Consider the following 24,535-nt stretch of genomic DNA (forward strand, 5'->3'; position numbering starts at 1 on the left):
CTTTTGGTCTTGGTTCTTGGACCTTGTTTCTCGGTTCATAGAAACCGCTATCTTTATCACATTAACCAACATCCGAAAACCATGCATCGCGCAGTCATCCTGTTGATTCCCATTGTATTTACCTCCATTCTACTATTTGCCTGCAAGGGAACTAAAAAATCCCCTGAAGAAGAAAATCCGAAACCACCGAATATCGTGCTTATTTTTACCGACGATCAGGGCTATGGCGATGTGGGCGTATTCGGAGCGGACGATATTGCGACCCCAAACCTTGACCAAATGGCGGGAAGCGGCATCAAACTGACCAACTTTTATTCCGCACAACCGATATGCTCGGCATCACGGGCCGGTATCCTGACCGGTTGCTACCCCAATCGTATTGGTATCCATAACGCCCTAGGCCCTGGCAGTCCCGTGGGCATCAATCCTTCCGAGACCACCATGGCCGAGATGTTAAAGGCCAACGGCTACAGCACCGCAATCTTCGGAAAATGGCATCTAGGGGACAGTCCCAAATTCCTGCCCACCCGCCACGGCTTCGACGAATGGTTTGGCATCCCCTACTCCAACGATATGTGGCCCAAACATCCGTGGCAGGGTACGGTTTTCGACTTTCCACCGCTTCCGCTCTATGAAAACGAAACGGTCATCGACACCTTGACCGACCAAACCCAGCTGACTACCCAACTAACCAAAAAAAGTGTGGACTTTATAGCTCGTAACAAAGACAATCCCTTTTTTCTCTACGTGCCGCACCCGCAACCGCATGTACCGCTCTACGTGTCGGACAAGTTCAAGGGAAAATCCGACAGGGGGCTCTACGGTGACGTCATCATGGAAATCGACTGGTCCGTCGGCCAAATCCTGGAGGCCTTGGAAGAAAACGGACTGGAAGACAACACTTTGGTCATCTTCACTTCCGATAACGGTCCGTGGCTGGCCTACGGAAACCATGCCGGAAGTGCTCTGCCCTTAAGGGAAGGCAAAGGCACCGCTTGGGAAGGTGGTCAACGCGAACCCTTTGTTGCACAATGGCCGGGGAAACTTCCTGCGGGGAGAGCAATCGACGTGCCCGTCATGGCCATCGACCTACTACCGACCATAGCGGCTATCACCGGCTCTCAACTCCCGGAAAAAACTATGGATGGCATGAACGTCTGGAATGTGTTGACAGGAGCATCCGAAGAAAGTCCGCAGGAGGCCTATTTCTTCTACTATCGGGTCAATGAACTGATGGGCGTGCGCTATGGAAAGTGGAAACTCTATTTCCCCCATACCTACCGCACCATGAACGGCCAGGAGCCGGGCAAGGACGGTCTTCCCGGGAAGTACCGTATGGTCGATTTGAAACAGATCGAGCTTTATGACCTGGAAAATGATATCGCCGAAACCGAAAACGTGGCCGGTCAGCATCCCAAAATCGTAGCAAAAATCAAAGAATTGGCCGATGCTATGCGGTCACGATTGGGCGATTCCCTCCAAAACATCGAAGGTTCCGAAAACCGGGAACCGGGAAGAATCGCGGGATGATCGTATTTAAAATGAATCCTATTTACCGAGGGATTTCCACTAGAAGAGACCACTAAAAAACCCGCTGCTCGAAAGCAACGGGTTTAAACTGGTAGGCTATTCGCTTATTACTCGGCATCCTCTTCGGCCGCATTGGCGCCTACATTGCCTTGTGCAATCAAAGTAGCCAGGTCAGCGGCACTCAAGTGTACGTTGATATAACCATCAATGGCAGTGATGGCCGCGTAGTCAATGGCTTCCCCAGCATTGGGCGTACCGTCTTCCGCGTTTAAAGCGGTTACGTTTTTCGCCAAAGTTCCGGTTTCTCCGTCCACTTCGCCCAAGGAAACGATAATCGCTCCGGGCGCATTCGCTACGGGTCCCATATGAATGTGCGATGGATGGGAGTTGCCGGCGGTAGTACCTTCCAACTCAATGGTGACCAAGGTTTCGCCGTTCACCCGCTCCGCGAATTCGGCCGAACCGGAAATCGCAGGATCTGAAACCGATCCAAGGGCGTATGCTTCGCTCTCCCCCGTCAATTCGTTCTGTCCAACATCGCCTTGCGCGACAAGAGTACCCAAATCATCGGCACTCAAATGAACATTGATATAGCCATCGACTTCCATTACGTCGGCGTAGCCAAACGCAGTTTCATCGTCTAGAGCGGCTACATTGGTCTTGCTCATCCCCGTAGTTCCGTCTACCGAATTAAAGGTAAAAAGAATATCACCGCCTTCTGCTGCGGTATTGGCATGGATGTGTGCCGGATGCATCCCTCCATCAGGAGTGTTCTCCAACATTAGCACTGCCAGCGCCTCGCCGTTCTTTCGTTCGTAAAAGATTGCGGTTCCTTCAATATCTTCCACGGCTTTGCTGTCAAGCTCGTATTCTTTTGAGGTACCGATAAGCTCGTTCTGGCCAATGTCTCCCTGTGCTACAAGCGTACCCAAATCATCAGCACTTAGATGTACGTTGATATACCCATCGTATTGCAACAGCTCTTGATAGGTAATGGCGGTTCCATCGTTCAATTCGGTCACATGGGTAGAACTTTCACCGGTGTCACCATCGACACTTTCCAGATCAAGGGCAATATCGCCTCCCTCGGCCGCGGTATTGAAGTGAATATGAGCCGGATGCATTCCCCCATCGGGAGTATTGTCAAGTTCCAGTTCAATTACGGTAGAATCGTTACTGAACGTTACAAATTTGGCCGTACCGGAAATATCGGGATTGGCGACCGAACCTAGCTCATAGGTTTTTGAGTCTGTCTCGGTTACCGTTTCGTCGGGATTCTCCGGGTCGGGATCGGGCGGTGCAATCGATCCATCGTCGTTGCTGCAACTGGCCATAAAAATTAGCGTCATAGCTGAAAATGTCGATAAAGCAATCTTTTTAAATCTCATTTATTATGTTTTTAAATTAATAGCATCAATATATACGGAGCATGACCCAAAAGGTTTGCTCTATCGACGAAAATTTGTGCTTTTATTGCATTTTTGACTGTTTTAACGAAGAAAGTTAGCAAACCAGCACCAAGGAGCTATAAGGAACTTATATAAAAACAACTATATTTGTATATATAATCTATATACCATGGAAAAGGTCAGAAAGTTGATCGATGTCGATCACGATGTAGTAAAGATACTTGAAGAGGAGGCCAGAAAGCAAAAGCGATCCCTAAAAAGTCTGCTGGAGTACACCATCGAAGAAACGGCCCGAAAACTCGAGTCGCCCTCTGCGGAATATAGAACGATGATAGAAGATATGCTGAAAAAATTGGATGAGGGACAGTTGGAGTTTACCTCTATCGACGAAATAAAATCCAAATATGGTCTATAACGTCCGGATTTCCAAAGAAGCCCAAATTGAATTGGATGTGGCGGAATGCTTCTTTCGTGAAAAAAATCTCCACGAAGACTTTTTGGAAGAATTTTTCAAACAAGTCGAATTTTTGAAATCCATCCCAAAGGCGTTTGAACTCAAGTATAGCGATATTAGGATTCTTCGTTTCGAACAGTTCAACTATTCCATTCACTATGTCATCGAGGAGGACAAAGTGTTGATCCTCCGCATTCTCGGTCAAAGACAAGATTTTTAATTTTGGACAAACCCTTCCGTTTTAAACAGTTCACCGTGCGTCAAGACCGCTGTGCCATGAAAGTTGGCACCGACGGGGTTTTACTAGGTGCATGGGCTGCCCTGGACAAAGATCCAGCTTCGATTTTGGACATCGGGGCCGGCTCGGGACTCCTTGCCCTGATGCTCGCCCAAAGAAGTGCGGCGGAAACCATCGATGCCCTTGAAATTGAGGAAAATGCCTACGAACAGTGCGTTGAAAATTTCGAGGCCTCTCCTTGGGCCGATCGGTTGTTCTGCTATCATGCGAATTTCGACGAATTTGTAGCTGAATGGGATGACCGATATGATTTAATAGTATGCAACCCTCCCTTTTTTTCCGAGGATGTCTCGAGTGGAAACGCTTTCCGGGATGCGGCCAGACAAAACATCACGCTCCCCTTTGAGGAACTTTTGAATGGGGTTTCTATATTACTTTCCAAGGATGGAATATTTGTCACCATCATCCCCTATAAGGAAGAGACCGATTTCTTGGTTCATGCCGATAGCTTGGGCTTGTATCCACAACAAATAACCCGCGTCCGGGGAAATCCCACCGCCAAGATCAAACGGAGTTTGCTGCAAATAGGATTTGAACGGACCGAGGTGGACATTGATACGCTTACCATCGAACTTGATCGCCATGAGTACACACCGGATTACCGAGCGCTGACCGAAGCATTTTACCTAAAAATGTAACATGTGACAATTGGGATGTTATATTTCATCAGTATCTTTAACACAAAATCATCTTTATGAAATCCGATCAGTTCGAAGCTCCCGATTATTACAATTTGGACGCACTTTTATCCGAGGAACACAAACTCGTACGCGATGCCGCCCGTCAATGGGTCAAGCGCGACGTGTCCCCAATTATTGAAGAATACGCCCAAAAGGCTGAATTTCCCGAACAGATCTTAGACGGATTGGCGGAAATCGGGGCCTTTGGACCTTACATTCCCGAAGAATATGGCGGGGCCGGACTCGACCAGATCAGCTACGGCCTCATTATGCAAGAGATCGAACGCGGCGACAGCGGGGTACGATCCACTGCCTCGGTACAGTCGTCATTGGTCATGTACCCTATTTACACTTACGGCAACGAGCAGCAGCGTAAAAAATACCTTCCAAAACTGGCGACGGGCGAATTGATGGGGTGCTTCGGTCTGACCGAACCCGACCACGGCTCGAATCCCGGGGGGATGGAAACTAAGTTCAAGGACGAAGGCGACCACTACCTTTTGAACGGCGCCAAACTCTGGATTTCGAATTCCCCTTTCGCCGATATTGCAGTGGTCTGGGCAAAAAACGAGGATGGCCGTATTCACGGGTTGATCGTGGAGCGCGGCATGGAGGGATTCTCCACCCCGGAAACCCACAACAAGTGGTCGTTACGCGCCTCCGCGACCGGGGAACTGATTTTCGATAATGTTAAGGTACCCAAGGAAAACCTATTGCCTGGCAAGTCGGGACTCGGAGCACCCCTCGGCTGTCTCGATTCCGCCCGATACGGCATCGCATGGGGAGCCATCGGAGCTGCGATGGATTGCTATGATACCGCCCTACGCTACGCCAAGGAACGCGAACAGTTCGGCAAGCCCATCGCGGCCTTTCAATTACAGCAAAAGAAACTCGCCGAGATGATCACCGAAATCACCAAGGCCCAGTTATTGGCCTTTCGATTGGGACAGCTGAAAAACGAGGGCAAGGCCACCACCGCCCAAATTTCCATGGCCAAGCGTAACAATGTCGATATGGCCCTAAAGATAGCCCGCGAGGCCCGGCAGGTCTTGGGTGGGATGGGAATCACAGGCGAATATTCGATCATGCGCCACATGATGAACCTCGAAAGCGTCATCACCTACGAGGGCACCCACGACATTCACCTCTTGATTACCGGAGCCGATATTACTGGGCATCAGGCGTTTAAGTAAAGATTCTTTTTAGACGTAAGACGATAGGACTTAGGACGTAAGACCCGCGGCCTGTGGTGGTGTCTCCCGTCTCCCGTCTCCCGTCTCCCGTCACATACAAAATGTCTTTTTCTGAATGTTGTGAGTAGTCTCAAATCTTGCCGACTCGGAAGAAAGGCTCACTAAAGGATAAAGGACGAAAAGAGCAAGGAAGAAAGACAAAAAAAATTGCCGCCCCGGAAGAAAGGCTCAAAAGAGGGACAATGCGCAAAATCATCCTTTTCATCAGCTATCCTTTTTCCTTCTGTCCTTCCATCCTTCCGTCCTTCCGCCCCCCTACTGCTCCATTTGACATCAGATAAATCCCACAAACCACAAAATCCAGACCCTACACCACAACTTTCGACCGATTCACAACAAAGAATTTGCCGCACCGCCCATCCGCCCTATGTTTGCGATGTAATTATTACGGAGTTAATTTTTTCATTTTCATATAGTGTTCTCGATAAAAGAGTCCGGTCTTCACTGATCGGGCTCTTTTTGGTTAATGACCCTGGCCTTCTACTCGCTCTGAGTATCCGTTGAACCTAATTGCTTCATCCCAAACACCTTCGCGCTCGTTTTCATATCGGCATACCGCGGATCTTGTACATAGTCTTCCTTTTGCATTTTGACGACCTCGATACTCAAAAATCCGAATTCGCTGACCACTTTACCGTAAAAACGATAGATGCCCCGGCCCCGAAAGCGGTATTTGGCGGCTACGGGAGGAAAAAGCACGGTATCGAAGACCTGGCCCTCTTGGTCGAGCAGGGTGGCGAACTGCATCGGCTTTTTTCTGTGTGTCTTGGTGTTCTTGACCGTGACGAGGTAGCCATAGATATCGATATGTCGACCCAAATACCGCTCGAGGTCCTTACTGCCTGCGGTATTTTTTGGGGACTCGACCAAGAGTTCAAAGGGACTACACAAGGCGAATCCCAATAGCTCGAGCTGGGTGAAAGCTGTTTCCAGATCGGTGGTATGAAGGTCGGGAATCTCAAAATCCTGATGATCGGGCCGGAACAACTTCGGATGGTCGATTTTGGGTGCTTTTCCCAAAAAGAGATGCGCCTTCCAAAGCAGTTCATGCTTGTTGGTGCACGTAAACCGAAAAGCATCGATTCGGATGAGGATGCTGACCTGTTCTATGGATAGGCTTACCCGGTCGAGAAAGCCCTCCAGAGAAGTAAAACGCCCGTTGATTATCCGTTCTTTTAAGATGCGTTCCGCGACCCGTTCCTCAAGGTCCCGCAAGTAGCCGAAACCGAGGTAGAGGTCTTTCCCGAGGATGCGATTCCCGTGGTTACTGGTGTTGATGCACGGGGGATGGATGCTCGCCCCCAGCATCCGTGCCTCGTGTATGTAGAATTCGGGACGGTAGAATCCCCCGCCGTTATTGAGTACCGCCGTCATGTATTCCAAGGGATAATAGGCGCGCAGGAACAAGGTCTGGTAACTTTCCACGGCATAGGATGCGGAATGCCCCTTGGCGAAGGCATACCCGGCGAAACTGGCGACCTGGTTCCAGATTTCAAAAATAAGTTTGTCTTCGTAGCCTTTTTTACGGCAGTTGTCGATGAATTTCTGCTCGACCCGCTGAAATTCCTCTCGCGAGCGGAACTTGCCGCTCATGCCCCGGCGGAGCACATCGGCCTCACCTAGATCTAGGCCGGCAAAATGGTGGGCGACCTTGATTACGTCTTCCTGATAGACCATAACGCCGTAGGTCTCGGGCATGATATCGATCATAACGGGATACGCTTTCTCTTCGGTCCTTCCGGGATTGCGGTGCCTTAAGATATACTCGCGCATCATCCCGCTCTTGGCCACGCCCGGCCGGATGATGGAACTCGCCGCGACCAGCCCTAGATAGGTGTCGACCTGCAATTTTTTGAGCAACATCCGCATGGCGGGAGATTCCACATAAAAACAGCCCATGCACTGTGCGGACTTGATCATGGCATTGATTTTTGGGTCCCTTTTGAACGCCTTGATATCGTGAATGTCAAAATCGGTGAACTCTTCCGGCCTATCGTGCTCGAGAATATCCAGCGTTTCCTTGATTTTCGAGAGTCCCCTTTGCCCGAGGATATCGAACTTGTACAGCCCGACATCCTCGGCGATGTGCATGTCGTACTGCGTGGTAGGGAACCCCTTGGGCGGCATATTGGTCGCCGAGAACCAATGGATCGGTCTTTCGGTGATTAGGATGCCCCCTGCATGGATGCTCAGATAGTTGGGCATACCTTGCAGGAGTTCGGTGTACTTGATGACCAGGGCGGCGACCTTGTCGAGCCGTGAAGCCTGAAAATTGCCGTCACAAAGGATATCGATTTCCTCCTTGGGCAGGCCGAACACCTTGCCCAATTCCCGCACCATGCCCCGCCACTTAAAGGTCACGTAGGTACCGAGCAGGGCCACGTTTTCGAACCGATCGAAGATATATTGGGTCATGACGGGCCGGTCGCGATGCGAGAAATCGATATCGAAATCCGGGGGATTGGCCCGATAGAGGTTGATAAAGCGTTCGAAGTAGAGGTCGAGCTCCATGGGATCCACATCGGTGATTCGCAGCAGGTAGGCCACGATGCTATTGGCCCCGCTGCCCCGACCCACGTAGAAGAATTTCTGTTTTCGGGCGTAGGATACGATGTCCCAATTGATAAGAAAATAAGAGACGAAGCCCATCCGTTTGATCAGGCCCAGCTCTTTGTTCAAACGCTCGGTAACGGCCTCACCGCCTTCGGGATAGCGGTAGGACAAACCTTCTTGACAGAGGCGTTCGATCAGGGCCTCGTCATCGGGCCGGGTGCCGGTATAGGTCTTCAGGTTCTGCGGTTTCCGCCCTTCCGAAAAATCGAAGTGGATGGAACAGGTGTCGAGCAACCGCTGCGTGTTTTCGAGAATAAACGTGTACTCCGAGAAAGCGGCCACTAGATTCTGGATAGGGTACATTTTCTCATCCTCCGAGGCCTGTTCGGTGGTGGACAATTTGCTGAGCAGGGTATTGTTGTCAATGGCCCGCAACAGCCGATGTGCGTTGAAATCGCGTTTGTTGCGGAAGGTGACCGGCTGCTGTACCACGAGCCTATCCCTGAATTTTAACAGCCCGGAAAACGGAAGCCGTCGCAGATCATTGATAGAGACTCCGATAAATTCGTGGTCGGCGAAGGTGGTCCGCTGCTCTTGCACTACTTTTTCAAAGGGATAGACGACGTAGGCATTTCGGAATGCAGGGGCATTGGCGGGTAGTTTCGCAACACCGTTCGGATGTTCGGGTTTACAATGCAAATTTTCGGATTTTTGATGCGTGTGTCCTGATTTCCGGTGCAGGTATTCGGAAAGAAAGTCGTTCAGTTCCAGATAGCCCTCGTTGTTTTTTGCGATACCCGTAAAACAGGGGTCGACCCCGTTACGGAAATCGATTCCCAGCACGGGGCTTACGCCGTATTCGGGCGCCTTTCGGACAAAATTGAGACCCGCCGAGGTATTGTTGATATCGGTCAGCACCAATCGGGTCACATGGTTCTCCTTGGCCAACTGCAAAAGTTCGACCTCCGAAAAGGTGCCGTAGCGCATGCTATAATATGTGTGACAGTTTAAATAGATGTTGCAGGTTAGATTTGCGATGTTAGACCATCTTAATACTCACTACTTTGTACTTAATACCAACTTATTGCTTCCGATGTGCCAGCACCACCGGTGGCTGCCCATTGAACGGGTTCTGCATGCGTCCGATAGTCTTGGCGCCGAGGCCCGAGGCGCGGAGCACGCTCTTATCGCCGTAGCGTTTTCTGATGTTGTCCATCGCCTGGTACAGGTTCAGGGCCTCTTCGGTGTCGTCGAAAAGGTCGATCTGGTAATTGCCGCCCACTAGATGGCTGAACCGGATGCCTACCAAACGTACCAGCAGCCGACGGTTATAGAGTTTTTTGAACAGTTCCAGAATCTTGGGTATCAAGATATGATCGGCACTGGTATAGGGAATCCGCATTTGTTTCGAATAGCTGTTGAAATCGGAATACCGGATCTTGACCGCGATACAGGCCGTCAGTTTTTCGCCCCGCCGCAACTGGTAGGCCAGGTTTTCGGTCATAGCGATCAAAATACCTCTCAGCCTGACTACATCGATGGTGTCTTTGGTAAAGGTGCGCTCCGTTGAAATGGACTTCCGCTCGCAGAAGGGAACGACCGGCGTATGGTCGATACCGTTGGCACGCTTCCATATCACCTCTCCGTGCTTGCCCAACACCCGTTGCATGACATCGACCGGCATTTCCTGCACGGTGCGTACCTGTCGCAACCCGAGGTTCCGAAGCGTCTGGTAGGTCTTATCGCCCACCATGGGTATTTTTTTGATGGACAGCGGGGCCAAAAACGGCTTTTCCAGTCCGTAATCGATTTTGAGCTGGTTGTTGGGCTTGGCCTCGTTGGTGGCCACTTTCGAGACTACTTTATTGGCCGACAGCCCGAAGGAAATGGGGAGTCCCGTTTCCTTTATGATCTTTTCCCGCAGTTCGGTAGCATATTTATAGGAACCAAAAAAGCGGTCCATTCCCGTCAGATCGGCGTAAAATTCGTCGATACTGGATTTTTCGAACAGCGGGACCCGTTCTTTGATGATCTCGGTAACGACATCGGAATGCTTGCTGTACGTACCCGCATTTCCCCGAATGACGGTAGCTTCGGGACAGAGTTCCCGGGCCATTTTCATGGGCATCCCGGAATGTACCCCGAAGCCCCGGGTCTCGTAGCTGCAGGCCGCCACCACGCCCCGATCGCCCGTTCCGCCCACCAACAGGGGCCTGTTCTGTAGTTCGCGATTGATCAGCCGCTCTACGGATACGTAAAAAGTATCCAAATCGATATGTAATATTGTCTTGTCCATAGCCATCCTATCATCATACCAAACTCTCTTGGCACGATATTTAAAAACAGGACAGCTAAGATATGGAATATTTCCTATTTTATGGATTTTATCCTAATTACAGTATGTTAAAATACGTACTCCGACTTGTTCCAATGAATTCATAGGGGCACCGTTACCCTTATCAAGTTTTAGGATGCTATTTTTATTCTACAGGGTAATTTTATCCCCTGTCTCCACCGCCTTGTAGATGGCATCGATAATTTTCATATCCTTGACCCCCTCTTCGCCATCAACGGGTACGATGGGCTGTTCGCCGTCATAGATGATCCGGGCCATCCCGTCCATTTGCAGGGTCTGATGGGTGATGTGTGGCTGGGTCAGTGGACCTTTGTGAGTGCGGCCTTCAATGGGCCCGTAGCCCGTGGAGGGCTGCATTTCGACAAAACCATCGGAGCCCGTCATAAAAAAGCGATCTAGGTTGCTCATGTTATAGGTCGATAAGCAGTTGGCCACCGCCCCGCTAGGGAAGCCCATTTGAAATTGGATGGTCTCATCAACGCCTTTCCCGAATTTTTCGGGATCCGTCTTGGTTTCCTGCGCGGTGACCCATACCGGCTCCTCGCCCAGCATGTAGCGTGCCCCGTTGATAGAATAGATTCCGATATCCATCATGGCACCGCCCCCGGCCAGCTCCTTGTCCAGCCGCCATTGGTTCGGATCGCCGATTCGAAAGCCGGACTGGCCCTGAAAGAATTTCGTTTTCCCGAATTCGCCATCTTTCCGCATTTGGATGACGTGTACGGTTTTCGGTTCGAAGTGCATCCGGTAGCCGATCAACAGTTGTACTCCGGCCGCCTTGCAAGCATCCACCATGGCCTGGCCTTCTTCCGCATTAACGCCCATCGGCTTTTCGCAGATGACGTGCTTGCCGGCCTTGGCGACGCGTATGGACTGGTCCGCATGAAGGCCGTTAGGGGTGATCACGTACACGGCATCGATTTCGGGATTGTCCTGTATTGCGTCAAAATTTCCGTAATTATAACGGTGCTTTTCCGGCACATCGTATTTCGCGCCCCAATCCTTCAGTTTGGAAGGCGTACCGCTTATGAGTCCCGTTATCTTGGCCCGTTTACAGTCTTGCATCGCCTTGGCGACCCTGGAGGCGTAGCTGCCGAGCCCCATTAGCGCGACCTTGAGGATGGGACCTTGAGGTTCGCCAAGCGCTGGAATCCGACCGTCAGGATGGCCCCTAAAGCTCTTATAATCGTTCAAAAAACGTTCAGGATTGCCGAAAGTTTTTGTAGGATAGCCCAACAGGGGCAATCCCACCGCCGAGACCGCAATTTTTTCGATAAATTTTCTTCGTGTTCCCATGGTGTACTTGATTTGGTTTAAAAATACGGTTTTTGTAAAAACTGTGGATTTGTATTCGACATCATCCCGCAATTAGTTCAAGGTTCAATCGCTGCTGCGCAGCCGTTCAAGGTTTAAAGTTCAAGGTTTTAGGCTGCAAGTATCCTAAAAAGGAAGATTTCCCAAATCCACATTTCCCCCTGAAACGATAATCCCCACTTTCCGGTCGGCGAATTTTTCCTTTTTCCGCAGTACGGCCGCCAAGGCCACCGCGCTTGAAGGCTCGACCACGATTTTCATCCGTTCCCAGATCAGCCGCATGGCTTTGATGATCTCGGCTTCGGTGACCCGGATGATGCTGTCCACATACCGCTGTATGAGAGGAAAGCTCTTATCCCCCAATTGGGTTTTTAGTCCGTCTGCGACGGTATCGGTGGTTTCGTTGGCTTCGATCCGCCCGCTTTTCAGGGAGCGATAGGCGTCATCGACCGCGAAGGGCTCCCCGCCGATGACGCGACAGCTTGTTCCGAAATAATGGGCGGCCAAGCTTGTTCCCGCAATCAGTCCCCCGCCGCCTACCGGGGCCAAAACGAATTCAAGGTCCGGGTGTTCTTCCAGCAATTCCATACAGGCCGTTCCTTGCCCAACGATAACATTTTCATCGTTCGAGGGATGGATTAAGACCGCGCCGGTTTCCCGTTCGATCTCTTGGGCAGCGGCTTCCCTTGCGGCAAGGCTGGGTTCACATTCGATGATTTTTCCGCCGTATTCCGCAACGGCATTCTTTTTTACCTGGGGGGCGGTCGAGGGCATCACGATAAAGGCCTCGACCCCCGCACTTTTTGCCGCTAGGGAAAGGGCCTGGGCAAAATTCCCCGAAGAGTGGGTAACCACGGGAAGTTTCCCGAACAATTGCAAGACTGCGTTGGTGGCTCCGCGCATTTTATAGGCTCCGCCTTTTTGGAAGTTTTCGCATTTGAAAAGAAGGTCCGCCCCCGCCATCCTATTTATAGCTCGCGAGCTTAAAACGGGGGTGTTGTGGATGTACGGCCGGATGCGGCGATGACACTGGATCAGGGTATCCTTTTGCATAACAAAGCTGTTAATTTTCCTTTTAAAACTACAAATAAATCCCTCCGGACATGATACTCCCTGATGGGCAAAGTGAAAAAACCGATTCAGGATATCATAAAAATCACACCTTTCATCCAACATTTATACTGATTCTTCGTTCTTGGTACATCCAGTAAAGTATTTACGATCAGACTTATGCCAAACGCAAAGCCTACTTTTAGCATCCCGAAGTTTTCAGCTCCCTTTATGGTGTTATTTGGCTTCCTGATCTGTCACAACCTATCGGCAGCGGACACAACACCATCCTATCAATCACCCCTTGCTGATAGACCTTCCGAAAAAATCGTCTATCAGTCCCCCAATGATCGAGGTCGGTCTAACAGCACATCCGAAGGAACTTCGCGGATACCTCGAGTAACTCCTCCAAAATCCGTCATTGAAATATCCGACCCAGACCGGCATACGGTATGGACGGTCTCCGAGCCGGTAAAAATCCGATGGAAAACCGAGAACATCGCCGCAAGCAAATCGATTCGGTTTTTTTTGGCCAAAGATGATATGGTGGTGCAGGAATTGGGCAGCTTCGAGAACAATTCCTCCGTCGAGGGCATCGAACTGGCCAAGAACGTCGGCTCGGGAGACCATTACCAAGTGGTGGGCATCGAGCTCTTTCCGGACAACAAATTCCGCGTAGCCAAATATGCCACCCCCTATTTTTCAATTCGAAATCCGATGGCCGACGCCCGAAAAGCGGCAGCACTGGCCCGGATTGAGGCTAAAAACTCCGCGGGTAGCGATTCGAGACCAAAGACATCCGAGCGGACCGGCAACTCCAACAAACAATCAGGGGAACACCACGTCGCGGAACATAAAAAAAATCGTTCGGAAAACTTAGCCGATAGCAAACCCTCAAATTCCGGTATACGAACAAAAATCGAACCGGCCGCTTCCCCAAGGGACGAGTTTAAGAACCGAAAGATTTCGTACATCAAAAACCTCAGCTTCTCCACCGAAAATATCAGCGTCAGTCTATGGGACCACGGCCGGCAAGACGGAGATATCGTATCGATTTACCTTAACGGGCAACCCGTCGTCTCCAAGCACAAGCTCACTTACAAGAGAAAAAAAGTGGATTTCAAGCTGGACCGGGACAAGACCAACGAACTTTTTCTTTATGCGCACAACTTGGGAAAGGCGCCGCCGAACACGGTATCCATAGCGCTCACGGACGGCAGTACTTCTGAAAAAATCGTATTGAATTCGGATTTGCAACGTTGCGAAGCGGTGCAGATCAAGGTGCAGTAACCGCTGCCATTACCTTTTGCATGCCCGGGTTCGCCAAGAGCCCGCCATAGGTAACATCGGACATAAAAAGATGGGGGTCTTCATTGCCTTCGATAAGGGTCGGACCTTCGGGGGTAATAGCGACATCCCATCCGATAAAACCATTGGGGATGTGCCGTGCCGCCTTTAACACCAGCTCGCAGGCCTCCCGAAACAATGGGATCTGGAAACCTTCAAAAACGAAACCGGTATCGGGATGCTTCGTGAATTCCCCGCCACCGAACTTCATGTCCCTGTAGCCCGTTCGTTTTAAAATTCCAGTAGGGTCGTCAATGCCGACAAAAAGCCCTCCCGAAGAGCCGTTGTCCACAATACTCCCCCCTGCGCCGATGCGTATGAACGAAGAAAGAATCTCTGCTTTTTCCCCATCAAAATAGGTCAATATTCGAAGCGTGTTTATCGACTTTGCATAAATGGCATCGATGGCGTTGTGCTGTTGTGAGGTTTCCGTAAAAATATGGTCCCCGGAAAATATGTTGCGACCTGTCCGCGCCAACGCTTCCTTATAGGTTGACCGATCTAGCCGGAAACACCCCTGACCGCCGTTTAGGGCAAGGGGCCTAATAAAGATGGAATCCGAGCCTGAGGAAGCAAATAGCCGCTCGAAATAGGCGGCCAAGGCACCCGTTTGGCTAATTTGCCATCGCTCCTTGTCCGCAAAGAAGCTACCGCCAAAATTATGGCCTACCAACTCAGGGGTGCGTATCGCGTTGCGCTCACAGTAGAGCGCGAAATTGAGTTTGTTGTGTAGAATGGAAGTATATTCCGATTTGTGCAGGTTGGGACTGCCATGTATCGTGCGCACCTCCCCGGGGGACAGATAATCGCGATAGTTCTCTATGCCGTTTTTATACAGGTGCTTGAAATAATACAAGGGCACCTCTTTTTTGGTAGTCCAAAGCACGAGGACTTCCTTGAAAATTCTAAGAACATTCTTTTTCTGGGCATCCTTTAAAAATACCTTGATTCTTCCGGGATCCTGAAAATGCATGCGCTGTAATTTTTGAGAATGTACCTCCGCGGTTTTTATACGATTTCACTTCGGCCCAAAGATAATCATTTTGTGATTCGATCATCGCGCACCATCATCCCATAGAAGTAGCCGTTCGTCTTTTTCGAACATAATTCGTCGGTACTATCGCGACTACCTATATTATAAATCGTATTTTGGTCGCTTTAACCCGTCCAACGTGACCCCTATTTTTATAGATACCAGCTTTGATGAGCTAAAACCTTACATCTACGGGGTGGCATCCGTCTTGGTGCTGGGAGCTCTTCTGTTTGCCTTTCACAGGCCTTTCAGGTGGGGACTTTTCGAGTACATACGTACCCATTCCTTTTTTCTTACCGTATTCGGGGTTTACCTGTCGGTTTACGTGATTTCCCGACTATTCTTTTTCGAAGAAGCTTTCGTGCATCTGTACACCGAAGACGGACTCTTCGAGTACCTTACCGCGATTTTCTTTTTAATCGCCGCGATTTTCTTTGTGCTGGCCTATCGTCATCACCGAAAGCAGTGGAACGGATATCTTAAATTTGTGTTCCTTACCCTAGCATTGCTGTGCTTCTTTACGGGCATGGAGGAAATTAGCTGGGGACAGCGCATTCTTGGCATTGAAACCCCAGAAAGAATGAAGGAGCTGAACTATCAGCAGGAAACTACCCTGCATAACTTGATCGACGCCCGCCACTACACCGCAATTTATACGCCCATAAGCCTTTTTCTGATGGTCTTTTTCGCCTTTCGGAACACCAACTATGCGTCTTTCTTCGGCATTCCCAGAAAATATATGCCTTCCAAAAAGTTTTTGGTAATAGCCATATTCTTACCTTTGATCTGCTGGTATGAAAAAGAGCATTTCGAGGCCGTGCTTTCTTTTTTGTTCTGTGTTTACGGTTATCAATTATACCGGTCATCCCCATCGGCCCGTTTCTAAGAGACTGTTTTGAAATCCAATCCGTCTCTAAAATCATGAACACTTAGTTTTTTTTAATATGCCCCTCAATCTTAGAAAAAGCATTTTTTGGCTCCGTGATCGCTTAAAAGGCGCGCCGATCAAAAAGCATTATAAAGATATTAAACGGCTAAACGCGAACCACGGCTCGGAACATTCGATTCAAAAAAGGCGGCAACACCTAGATAAAATCCTTCAACACTGCTGCGATACGGTACCCTATTTTCGCAATCTCGGGATTAAGGAAATGCGCCTTGATCGATTTCCGGTAACCAACAAGAACCTGATCCGGGATAATCGGGAAGACTTTCTATCCGATGCCTATCTTGACCAAGAAAACCATAAGGTCACGACCAGTGGGTCGACCGGCACCCCTTTTACGGTAGTCCAGGATGTCGATAAAAGAGAACGGCATACGGCGGACGTGCATTTTTTTTGGGAAGCGGTCGGCCATCCCTGGGGAACCCGTTTTTATTACCTTAAGATATGGAACGACCGGAACGAAAAGAGCAAACTGGTTCAAGAACTGCAGAACATCGTGCCCGTCGACGCCTTTAAACTAGACGATGACCGCATCCGACAGCTTTTAGAAGACATCCGTTCCGATTCCGGGCCCAAGAGTATTTTAGGCTATGCCTCCGCCCTTGACAGTATCGTCAAATATCTAAACCGCCGACCTACCGATATGGGCGATGCCAATGTCATCAGCATTATCGCGATGTCGGAAACCCTTGACGAACCTACCAAAAAGGCCCTTGAAATAAATTTTGATTGTCCGGTGGCGTCCCGCTACGCCAATATGGAAAATGGTATGCTGGCCCAGCATACCTTGGACACCCCTGAAGAATTTCTGGTAAATTCGGCCAGTTACCGGATGGAAATCCTCGATCTTGAAAAAGATATCCCAGCGCAGGAAGGGGAGCTGGGCCGCATCGTGGTCACCGATTTGTTCAACAGGGCAATGCCCATGATACGCTACGATACCGGAGATTATGGGGTAATGGCCTTATCGGGCGACAACGGAAAGAAACTACACGTTCTCCAACAGATCGAGGGAAGAAAAATGGACGCCATTTTCGATACCAAAGGCGAACATGTTTCTTCATTTATCATTACCAACAGCATGTGGAAATATACCGAACTGAAGCAATACCAATTTATACAGGTTTCGGGAAAGGAATACGAATTCAAGCTAAACAGCGACGGCCGTTTTGAAAGGGAAACGGAACTACTAGATGAGTTTCGGGGTTATCTGGGAAAGGATGCTAAGATAAGCGTAGCATACGTTGACGACATTCCTTTGCTTAGCTCTGGAAAACGTAAAAAGGTCTTGAATCGATCTCGCCGCGTATAGCATAGAGTAATGCCACTGCAATGTTTGGCCTAAAAATAGCGGATTTTCTTCAAATCACTTTCCGGGGGTTTAGGCTCTTTATGGTGGGTACCGGGCTGCCGGTAGATTTCAAATCCCCACTCAAATAAGGGTCATCGACCTTTCGTTTCCTGACAAAACGAGCGGGGCTACCGTAGGCTACCGAATGATCGCCTACGTCTTTAACCACTAATGAACCGGCACCGACCAAACAGTTTTCGCCAATCCTTATATTCTCTATTACATTGGTTCCCAAGGACAATGCAGAAAACTGTCCCAGATACAAATTACCTCCCGTGCATACCCCGGAAGAAATGGTCGAGAAATCGCTCATAATACCGTCGTGACCCAAGGATGAGTTGGTATTCACGATACAACATTTGCCAATAGTCGAATTGGCATTGATGATACCCCCTGCCATAATCACCGTACCCCGTCCTATTTCAACGTCCTTACCGATTTGGGCGCTGGGGTGGATCGCAGAGACAACCTCTAACCCAGGCACCATTTTCTCTACAGCGTCCATCATCAGTTTTCGGGTCCAGTTGTTCCCTATTGCGGGGATGACCCCGGCAATGTTAAATTTCTCTATACACTCGGGAAGGTCCATTTCGCTTCCCAAAATCTCATAACCGTTCTGTAGATCACCTTTCTTCCGATAGGAATCCAAAAAGCCGATAACGCTGTACCGGCCCTCTTTCTCAATACAATCCAGCACCATAGAACCGTGACCGGAGGCTCCAATAATAACAATGTTCTTCATATTTGGGGGAATTTACTTACAAAGTGCAAGATAGCAATAGTCTTTGTAAATTTGGCTTGGGAGCCGGTTTTTTCGATGTACGGGTTGTTTCCTGAGCACCATGCATTACAAACGGTACAAAAAAGCAGACCATCGGTATCGTAGATCTCACTTTTTATATACGTTCAAAACCCGCCGTATGGTTGTCTGGCATTTACCGCCCTTTTATTCCGGGCTGTAAAATTCGGTAGTTCTTTTTCGCTTTCGCAGCCTCTACCTGTTTTTTTACATCCTCCAACAAGGCTTTGGCATCGTAGACGATACCGTCTTTAACGGTGTATTTCACCCCGCCGACGCGAACGACCTCATTGTCTTCCGTCAGTTTAATGGCGCCAGTACCGTAGAGCACCTTTAGATTTTTCAAGGGATTTTCTTCGACCACTACAAAATCAGCTAACTTTCCTACGGCGACGCTACCTATTCGGTCGGCCGCTCCCAAGGCTTCCGCTCCATTCAGCGTAGCCGCCCTGATAACTTCCAGCGGATGAAAACCGGTTTCGCGCAATAACTCCAGCTCACGGATGTAGGCAAAACCATATAGCTGAAAGATAAAGCCGGAATCGGAGCCCGCGGTCACACGGCCACCACGGTTTTTATATTCGTTCACAAAGGTCATCCATAACTTATAATTGTGTTTCCAGGCCACTTCTTGCTCCGTGCCCCAATCGTGCCAATAGCTGCCATGCGATATCTTACTAGGCTGGTAGAACTCCCAGAGCGAAGGCAGGGTGTAGTCTTCGTGCCATTCGGCCCTCCTCGCACGCTGCAGGTCGCGACTGGCTTCGTAGATGTTGAAGGTGGGATCGAGGGTAAAATCCAGTTCCAACAGTTCGGTCATGATATTTTCCCAATGCTCGGAGTAGGGTTCCGCCGCCTGTTCCCACAGCGCCCCGGCATTTTCGAAGCGGTGCTGCTCGTTTTGATAATTGTAGTCCAACGGATAATCCTGTACCGTGCGGTCGTCGAAGAGTGCTTCCGGAAGTCCGTACCAATGCTCCATGGAAGTGAGTCCCGCGCGGGCGGAGTGCAACACGTTCCATCGGGCCACGCTCAATTGCGCGTGATGACAGGCGGAACCCAGTCCCAACTTTTTGTTCTCGTCTAGGGCGGCCTTCATGATTTCGGGCTCGGCCCCGAAAAATTTGATACCGTCCGCTCCTTTTTCCGCGTTGGCCCGCACCCATTTCCGTGCCTGATCGGGCGTGGAAATGGGGACACCGTTCAAGGGATCAAAGGATTCGCTCGTCTGTCCGAATCCGGTATAGGCATAAATTCGGGGGGCAACGATTTCGTTTTCCGCGCTTTTGCGTTTGAGGTCCATCGCAAAGTCGACCCCACGCCCGCTGGGTTCCCGTACCGTGGTAATCCCGTGGCCCATCCAGAGTTTGAACACATAATCGGGTTCGGCTCCTTGCGCCTCTCCCCCGATATGGCCGTGCATATCGATAAATCCCGGCAGCAGGTACATGCCGCTACAGTCCAGTTCCTTACCGCCAGGTTTCACCTGGGGGCGTTTAGTCTGGTCGATGTCCACCCCGGGATAGCCGACCACGGCGATTTTTTTGATGATATTGTTTTCGACCACGATATCGATGGGGCCCTGCGGCGGAGCACCGGTACCGTTGATCAGCGTCACCCCGCGGATAATGAGCTGGTCGTGGGGACCGTCGCCTTGGGCGGATTGGGATGCGGCCTGGAAAATCGCCCCGAGTATTAGGAGCGCTGTCAATACGATACGATTTGATGTCATAGTTCGGATTTTATTAATTGGTTATACCATATATTTCTGTGGATAAGAAATTTGAATCTTAAAACCTGAAATAAGACGAAAGGACTTAAGACGTAAGACTTCTAGCTGTAAAATTTTGACACAAAGATGTGTATTTTTGATATCATGCATCGAGGACATTGTTTTTTGTCTTATGTCCTACGTCTAAAAGTCCCACGTCAGAATAATCCATGCTTCAATCCCCATGACATTCGTGGTAGAACCTATTAATTTAATGCTGCCAAGGAACTTGTGGGCCATCTTCAGAGCCTGTCAGCCAATAAAAAGACCAGCTAGGGAGAAAGGCCTAAAACACTCTTTTGTTCCCCCTTCCTTTTATCTTTTGGTCCTTTCGTCCTTTCGTCTTTTGGTCCTTTCTTCTTTTCATCTGCTAGTAATCAGTCCCTTGACGGCACCTCAATTTCGTCCCCTAGAAACAGGGCGTTCAGAAACAGCCGGTTCGTACCGTACCAGCTTCCCCTGAAATTGGGGTTGTCGGCGAACAGCACCACCCGACCGCCGCCGAGTTTGCTGACCACGAGCGAGGCCGAAGGCTTTAGGTTTCCTTCCAGGTTTTTTTGGGTGACAAACCCGTCGATGTGGGGGTCGTTGCTGTATTTGGCTACCGTGGAATATTCGTTCTTGCTCGGTGCCAGCCATACGGTGTTGTTCTTATAAACGGGAATGGAAGTATCGTTGTAACCAAAAGCTAGCGGGTGGGTCGTGTCCAGGTCCACCTCTACGATGATACCCCCCACGCTTTCCTTGCCTAGGTTTTCGTCGGCATCGACGTAGGGCTTGCGCTCCGTTGCTCCGAGGGAGTCCATTTTCACGGAATTCTTCTTCACTTCCAACGAATCCCTCACCTGATCGGTGAGGCGCTCCTCGACCAGATTTTTTTCGATGGCCCACTTGGTGGCTGTTCCAATGGTTATCAAGGTGTTCCCGGCACTGACCCAGTCTTTCAATTTCCCGAACTGTTTCTCCGTTAGATCGTAGTCTCCCGAAACCATCACCATGGTATTGTATTTGCTGAAATCGGCCCTGTTGAACGTCCGCATCGGCAGTTTGGTGATCGGCATGTGTACCCGGGTGTCCAACAAATGCCATACCTCCCCCGCCTCATAGGAGCGGGTACCGGTACCGATGAGCATCGCCGCCTTGGGCTTTTCCAAAGGTCGGACGAACCGGCTGCCCAAGTCGATTCCTTGGCTGCTGTAGCCCGTTGAAAGGGCGTACATCGGCACCTGAAAACGTTCTTGCGCCTTCCGAAGGATCTCAAAGACCTCATCGGCATTTTTCTTTTGCAGGCTTACCGGTACCACGAGGCTGCCATAACCCATTTTTTCGGTCGCACCGTCCATCGTGCGAATCTCAAACGGCTTGAAGGCCGAGGAAACCACAAGTTCACGTTCCTGAAGGTAGTGAAGTACCGCCGGGGCGTTGTAATCGTCCCAATCGATGACATAAGCATATTCCGAACGTGTTACCGGGGTCGTTTCGACCAAGCCTTCGGTCGTGGTCACTTGGTTTCCCAAGTCGAGCGATCGGACCGACCGGTAGGGCATGTTATAAAAATTGGCGAGGGACCAGGCCGAGGCGTCGTAGAAAACGCTATCGCGGTATTTGTCATAGGTCTCGAACATCGTCTGCACCATCCGGTATTGAGGCTGCTCCGTCGGTACGGTAAAATCGTCCCCCGATCGATAGACCTTGATTCGGTGCAGTAACAATTTGTCGATAAAGGCCTTGGTGCGATTTTGGTCCTTGATATCGCCGAAGGTATATCCCTTTAACTTGGGCTTTGCGGCCCGGTTTAGCGCACTCTTAAAGAAATCCTGTTGGTATTTTCTGAGATAATCCCTGTTTTTTACGGCCGCCTTCACCGTAGCCATGCTGGAAACATATTGGTTGCGGATGGTGAAGGGAAAGGTGATCTTGCCAAAAGCGGTGGTCTGCTCATGTCCGCGTGAACTGGCCTGTTCGAACAGCAGTCCCAGCCCCCCTTGTAGATCGGGATACGAAGAGCCGTAGCCCGGGTAGGTACCGTCAAAAACCTCCTTGGTAAAATAAAAAGAGCCGATACTGTCCAATGCGGTCGCGAACTCCTGGCCGAATAGCTCATTGAGGTCTTCGTAATTCTCCTTCGGCATGATGGGGTCGAGGCTGCCGATGGGTTTCATCGGTTCGAAAAAATAGCTGCTCTGGGTACCCATCTCGTGAAAATCGGTCACCACGTTCGGATACCATTCGTGGTACCAGTTCAATTTCCCTCGGCTTTCGGGATGGATGGCGAGCAGCCAATCGCGGTTCAGGTCGAACCAGTAGTGGTTGGTGCGCCCGCCCGGCCAGTATTCGTTGTGCTCGGCATCCTGGGGATCGCTGACATTGGGACTCCCCTGATAGCTATTGGCCCATTGGGTGTGGCGGTCCCGCCCATCGGGATTGATGGTCGGGTCGACCATGACTACCGCGTGGGAGAGGTATCGCAAAACCTCGGGATTGTCGGAGGCGACCAGGGTATAGGCACTCAACAGGGCGGCTTCAGAACTGGAAGGCTCGTTGCCGTGAACGTTATAGGCCAGATTGATAAAAATAGGGACCTCGCCGTAGTTCGACACGTTTTGCGAGGGGTCGGTAAACGCTAGATGTTGCTTTTTCAAGGATGTTAAGTTGGATAGGTTTTCGGGCGTCGTGACCGTCAAGATGACCAATTGGCGCCCCTCGTGCGTCTTCCCGTAGGTATGTAAGGATGCCCTGTCGGATACATCGGCCAATTTTTGTAAATAGGATACGATACGATCGTGGCGGGTGTGGTGCTCCCCAATGCCATAGCCCAAAAACTCTTCCGGGGAGGGGATGTCTTCATTCAAGGGCGCGTATTTTTCAAGAAAATAATCCTGCGCAAAGGCAGCGGGGCTCCATAAGAGCACCAAGAAAAGTAACTTTTTGAACATAAAAAGGGTTTTGAAAGTATTGGATGTTAGAACGATTCGGTCTTGAAATCGACGGAATAAATATAGGTAAAATACTCTCGGATATAAAGGTGCGCTCAATGATTCCAATCACACGATTGAAAACAGTCTCTTAGCTCCCAAATGTAAATTCCGGCAACCGGATAATCTCCCCGCCCCTCAAAGCCGATTCATGGGCCAAAATCCCCACACAGGTCATATTGGCGGATTGTCTCGCATTCGGGTAGGGTTCACGCGTATTCACCAAGGCATCGACAAATTCGTGCACCAAATGCGGATGCGATCCGCCGTGACCCGCCCCTTGGGTAAAGGAAAGATGCTGGTGCTCGTCTTCATCATATACGCCCTGGGTGGTAAAATGCCGGATTTCCTTGGGTAGTAACTTGGCGAAATCGGGACACTCGACTTCTTCGGGAATTTCCGGTTCGGGTTTTTTAGCAGTGTGTACGACCAAGGGTTTTCCCTCGATCAGGGGCCATTCGACCGATTTTTTGGAACCGTACACCTCGAAGCTCTCCCGATACTGCCGCGCGACATCGAAGAGCGAACGGTACACCTGCGCGCTCAGGTCGGAATTACGGAACTTGATATGGGTGGTCTCCACCGCATAGGGAGAATCGTATTCCTTGATCAGTTCTTCCCGGATGGTTCCGGATCCGAAACAGGAAACGTATTCCGCCTCGCCCCGGGTCAACGCCAGCACCGGGCCCACGCAGTGGGTGGCGTAGTGCATCGGTGGCAAGCCGGGCCAGTAGTTGGGCCATCCGTCCATGTCCTGTTGATGGCTGGCCTTTAGGAACTGGACCTTGCCCAGATCGCCATTGTCGCTGAGTTCTTTCATATAGAGAAACTCTCGCGCATAAACCACAGTTTCCATCATCATATAGGTGAGTCCCGTTTCCTGCGTCAACCGGACGATTTCTTCACATTCCTCTACGGTCGTCGCCATGGGCACGGTACAGGCCACGTGTTTACCCGCCTTTAGCGCCTTGATCGATTGCTCCCCGTGGTCGGGTATGGGCGTGTTGATATGTACGGCATCGATGTCGGTATCTTTTAAAAGTTCATCGTAAGAGGTATAGCGTTTTTCGATGTCGAAAGCGTCGGCCAGCTCATTCAGTTTAGATGCGCTACGTTGGCAAACCGCGAGCAAATTGGCGCTGGGATGCTTTTTGTAGATGGGAATGAATTCCGCGCCGAAACCGAGGCCTACTATGGCGATGTTGATCTTTGTTTTCATAATTTTAGGATTTAGTTTTTATCATTTTTGCCGCCGGAAAAATTTAAGGTTCAATTCTGCCTGCCGCAGGTTCAAGGTTTGAGGTTTGAGGTATGAGGTTTGAGGTTTGAGGTTTGAGGTTTGAACAACTTTGAAACTTGAACAGCTACGAAGTAGTGATCGAACCTTGAATTTTTTATTGCAGACCGCTATCGTTG

18 protein-coding genes are annotated in these 24,535 nt (G+C 50.1%); 8 read left to right on the forward strand and 10 right to left on the reverse strand.

Features of this window, described 5'->3' with window-relative positions; all coding sequences use genetic code 11:
* Positions 1 to 81: 81 nt before the first annotated feature.
* Positions 82 to 1,530, forward strand: coding sequence for a sulfatase family protein (locus RQM65_RS06970; protein ID WP_314013695.1), 1,449 nt, complete (start codon positions 82 to 84; stop codon positions 1,528 to 1,530).
* Positions 1,531 to 1,637: 107 nt separating this feature from the next.
* Here RQM65_RS06970 and RQM65_RS06975 read toward each other — a convergent pair whose 3' ends face one another.
* The gene (locus RQM65_RS06975) at positions 1,638 to 2,918 is read right to left on the reverse strand and encodes a CHRD domain-containing protein (RefSeq protein WP_314013697.1); all 1,281 of its coding nucleotides are present in this window, start codon (positions 2,916 to 2,918) and stop codon (positions 1,638 to 1,640) included.
* Positions 2,919 to 3,108: 190 nt separating this feature from the next.
* On the opposite strand from RQM65_RS06975, the gene RQM65_RS06980 reads away from it, so the two are divergent.
* The 4 genes from RQM65_RS06980 to RQM65_RS06995 are packed head-to-tail and all read left to right on the forward strand — an operon-like array spanning position 3,109 to position 5,564.
* Positions 3,109 to 3,354: a hypothetical protein gene (locus RQM65_RS06980; RefSeq protein WP_314013698.1), complete on the forward strand. Its 246-nt coding sequence runs from the start codon at positions 3,109 to 3,111 to the stop codon at positions 3,352 to 3,354.
* Positions 3,344 to 3,613, forward strand: coding sequence for a type II toxin-antitoxin system RelE/ParE family toxin (locus RQM65_RS06985; RefSeq protein ID WP_314013700.1), 270 nt, complete (start codon positions 3,344 to 3,346; stop codon positions 3,611 to 3,613). Before RQM65_RS06980 ends, RQM65_RS06985 begins: the two co-directional genes overlap by 11 nt.
* A gap of 2 nt (positions 3,614 to 3,615) precedes the next feature.
* Complete coding sequence (locus RQM65_RS06990) at positions 3,616 to 4,329, forward strand: tRNA1(Val) (adenine(37)-N6)-methyltransferase (RefSeq protein WP_314013701.1); 714 nt, start codon at positions 3,616 to 3,618, stop codon at positions 4,327 to 4,329.
* A gap of 56 nt (positions 4,330 to 4,385) precedes the next feature.
* Positions 4,386 to 5,564 carry an acyl-CoA dehydrogenase family protein gene (locus tag RQM65_RS06995; RefSeq protein ID WP_314013703.1) on the forward strand — a complete coding sequence of 393 codons (1,179 nt, stop codon included), beginning with the start codon at positions 4,386 to 4,388 and terminating at the stop codon, positions 5,562 to 5,564.
* A 540-nt stretch (positions 5,565 to 6,104) separates the two neighbouring features.
* Here the strand turns inward: RQM65_RS06995 and RQM65_RS07000 are convergent.
* The 4 genes from RQM65_RS07000 to RQM65_RS07015 all read right to left on the reverse strand — a co-directional run bounded on the left by RQM65_RS07000 (position 6,105) and on the right by RQM65_RS07015 (position 12,900).
* Complete coding sequence (locus RQM65_RS07000) at positions 6,105 to 9,164, reverse strand: DNA polymerase III subunit alpha (protein WP_432279838.1); 3,060 nt, start codon at positions 9,162 to 9,164, stop codon at positions 6,105 to 6,107.
* Positions 9,165 to 9,258: 94 nt separating this feature from the next.
* The gene (gene dinB / locus RQM65_RS07005) at positions 9,259 to 10,473 is read right to left on the reverse strand and encodes a DNA polymerase IV (protein WP_314013704.1); all 1,215 of its coding nucleotides are present in this window, start codon (positions 10,471 to 10,473) and stop codon (positions 9,259 to 9,261) included.
* Between the two features lie 189 nt (positions 10,474 to 10,662).
* Complete coding sequence (locus RQM65_RS07010; protein ID WP_314013706.1) at positions 10,663 to 11,829, reverse strand: Gfo/Idh/MocA family protein; 1,167 nt, start codon at positions 11,827 to 11,829, stop codon at positions 10,663 to 10,665.
* Positions 11,830 to 11,973: 144 nt separating this feature from the next.
* On the reverse strand, positions 11,974 to 12,900 hold the full coding sequence (locus RQM65_RS07015; protein WP_314013708.1) for a pyridoxal-phosphate dependent enzyme: 927 nt from the start codon (positions 12,898 to 12,900) through the stop codon (positions 11,974 to 11,976).
* Positions 12,901 to 13,077: 177 nt separating this feature from the next.
* Here RQM65_RS07015 and RQM65_RS07020 point away from each other — a divergent pair, with 177 nt between their 5' ends.
* Positions 13,078 to 14,187: a hypothetical protein gene (locus RQM65_RS07020; RefSeq protein ID WP_314013710.1), complete on the forward strand. Its 1,110-nt coding sequence runs from the start codon at positions 13,078 to 13,080 to the stop codon at positions 14,185 to 14,187.
* Here the strand turns inward: RQM65_RS07020 and RQM65_RS07025 are convergent.
* Complete coding sequence (locus tag RQM65_RS07025) at positions 14,174 to 15,217, reverse strand: sugar-transfer associated ATP-grasp domain-containing protein (protein WP_314013712.1); 1,044 nt, start codon at positions 15,215 to 15,217, stop codon at positions 14,174 to 14,176. The genes RQM65_RS07020 and RQM65_RS07025 overlap by 14 nt on opposite strands.
* Before the next feature lie 199 nt (positions 15,218 to 15,416).
* Here RQM65_RS07025 and RQM65_RS07030 point away from each other — a divergent pair, with 199 nt between their 5' ends.
* Together RQM65_RS07030 and RQM65_RS07035 are read left to right on the forward strand one after the other, a co-directional pair.
* On the forward strand, positions 15,417 to 16,163 hold the full coding sequence (locus tag RQM65_RS07030; RefSeq protein WP_314013714.1) for a hypothetical protein: 747 nt from the start codon (positions 15,417 to 15,419) through the stop codon (positions 16,161 to 16,163).
* Between the two features lie 58 nt (positions 16,164 to 16,221).
* The gene (locus tag RQM65_RS07035) at positions 16,222 to 17,535 is read left to right on the forward strand and encodes a phenylacetate--CoA ligase family protein (RefSeq protein WP_314013716.1); all 1,314 of its coding nucleotides are present in this window, start codon (positions 16,222 to 16,224) and stop codon (positions 17,533 to 17,535) included.
* A gap of 49 nt (positions 17,536 to 17,584) precedes the next feature.
* Here the strand turns inward: RQM65_RS07035 and RQM65_RS07040 are convergent, their stop codons facing one another.
* The 4 genes from RQM65_RS07040 to RQM65_RS07055 form a co-directional block, all read right to left on the reverse strand.
* Complete coding sequence (locus RQM65_RS07040) at positions 17,585 to 18,316, reverse strand: acetyltransferase (protein WP_314013718.1); 732 nt, start codon at positions 18,314 to 18,316, stop codon at positions 17,585 to 17,587.
* A 193-nt stretch (positions 18,317 to 18,509) separates the two neighbouring features.
* Positions 18,510 to 20,105 carry an amidohydrolase family protein gene (locus RQM65_RS07045; RefSeq protein ID WP_314013720.1) on the reverse strand — a complete coding sequence of 532 codons (1,596 nt, stop codon included), beginning with the start codon at positions 20,103 to 20,105 and terminating at the stop codon, positions 18,510 to 18,512.
* 416 nt (positions 20,106 to 20,521) lie between these two features.
* The gene (locus RQM65_RS07050) at positions 20,522 to 23,080 is read right to left on the reverse strand and encodes a M14 family zinc carboxypeptidase (RefSeq protein WP_314013721.1); all 2,559 of its coding nucleotides are present in this window, start codon (positions 23,078 to 23,080) and stop codon (positions 20,522 to 20,524) included.
* A gap of 130 nt (positions 23,081 to 23,210) precedes the next feature.
* A complete protein-coding gene (locus RQM65_RS07055) occupies positions 23,211 to 24,338 on the reverse strand; it encodes a Gfo/Idh/MocA family protein (protein ID WP_314013722.1) in 1,128 nt (375 codons plus the stop codon).
* Between the last annotated feature and the right edge of the window lie 197 nt (positions 24,339 to 24,535).

It is taken from the genome of Pricia mediterranea (assembly GCF_032248455.1).
GTDB classification, from domain to species: domain Bacteria; phylum Bacteroidota; class Bacteroidia; order Flavobacteriales; family Flavobacteriaceae; genus Pricia; species Pricia mediterranea.

Coding starts and splice junctions, on each gene's coding strand:
- RQM65_RS07055 (WP_314013722.1), bottom strand. CDS start 24,338: ATGAAAACAAAGATCAACATCGCCATAGTAGGCCTCGGTTTCGGCGCG.
- RQM65_RS06975 (WP_314013697.1), bottom strand. CDS start 2,918: ATGAGATTTAAAAAGATTGCTTTATCGACATTTTCAGCTATGACGCTA.
- RQM65_RS07010 (WP_314013706.1), bottom strand. CDS start 11,829: ATGGGAACACGAAGAAAATTTATCGAAAAAATTGCGGTCTCGGCGGTG.
- RQM65_RS06970 (WP_314013695.1), top strand. CDS start 82: ATGCATCGCGCAGTCATCCTGTTGATTCCCATTGTATTTACCTCCATT.
- dinB (WP_314013704.1), bottom strand. CDS start 10,473: ATGGACAAGACAATATTACATATCGATTTGGATACTTTTTACGTATCC.
- RQM65_RS06995 (WP_314013703.1), top strand. CDS start 4,386: ATGAAATCCGATCAGTTCGAAGCTCCCGATTATTACAATTTGGACGCA.
- RQM65_RS07015 (WP_314013708.1), bottom strand. CDS start 12,900: ATGCAAAAGGATACCCTGATCCAGTGTCATCGCCGCATCCGGCCGTAC.
- RQM65_RS07045 (WP_314013720.1), bottom strand. CDS start 20,105: ATGACATCAAATCGTATCGTATTGACAGCGCTCCTAATACTCGGGGCG.
- RQM65_RS07035 (WP_314013716.1), top strand. CDS start 16,222: ATGCCCCTCAATCTTAGAAAAAGCATTTTTTGGCTCCGTGATCGCTTA.
- RQM65_RS07040 (WP_314013718.1), bottom strand. CDS start 18,316: ATGAAGAACATTGTTATTATTGGAGCCTCCGGTCACGGTTCTATGGTG.
- RQM65_RS07000 (WP_432279838.1), bottom strand. CDS start 9,164: ATGCGCTACGGCACCTTTTCGGAGGTCGAACTTTTGCAGTTGGCCAAG.
- RQM65_RS07050 (WP_314013721.1), bottom strand. CDS start 23,080: ATGTTCAAAAAGTTACTTTTCTTGGTGCTCTTATGGAGCCCCGCTGCC.
- RQM65_RS06985 (WP_314013700.1), top strand. CDS start 3,344: ATGGTCTATAACGTCCGGATTTCCAAAGAAGCCCAAATTGAATTGGAT.
- RQM65_RS07020 (WP_314013710.1), top strand. CDS start 13,078: ATGCCAAACGCAAAGCCTACTTTTAGCATCCCGAAGTTTTCAGCTCCC.
- RQM65_RS07025 (WP_314013712.1), bottom strand. CDS start 15,217: ATGCATTTTCAGGATCCCGGAAGAATCAAGGTATTTTTAAAGGATGCC.
- RQM65_RS06980 (WP_314013698.1), top strand. CDS start 3,109: ATGGAAAAGGTCAGAAAGTTGATCGATGTCGATCACGATGTAGTAAAG.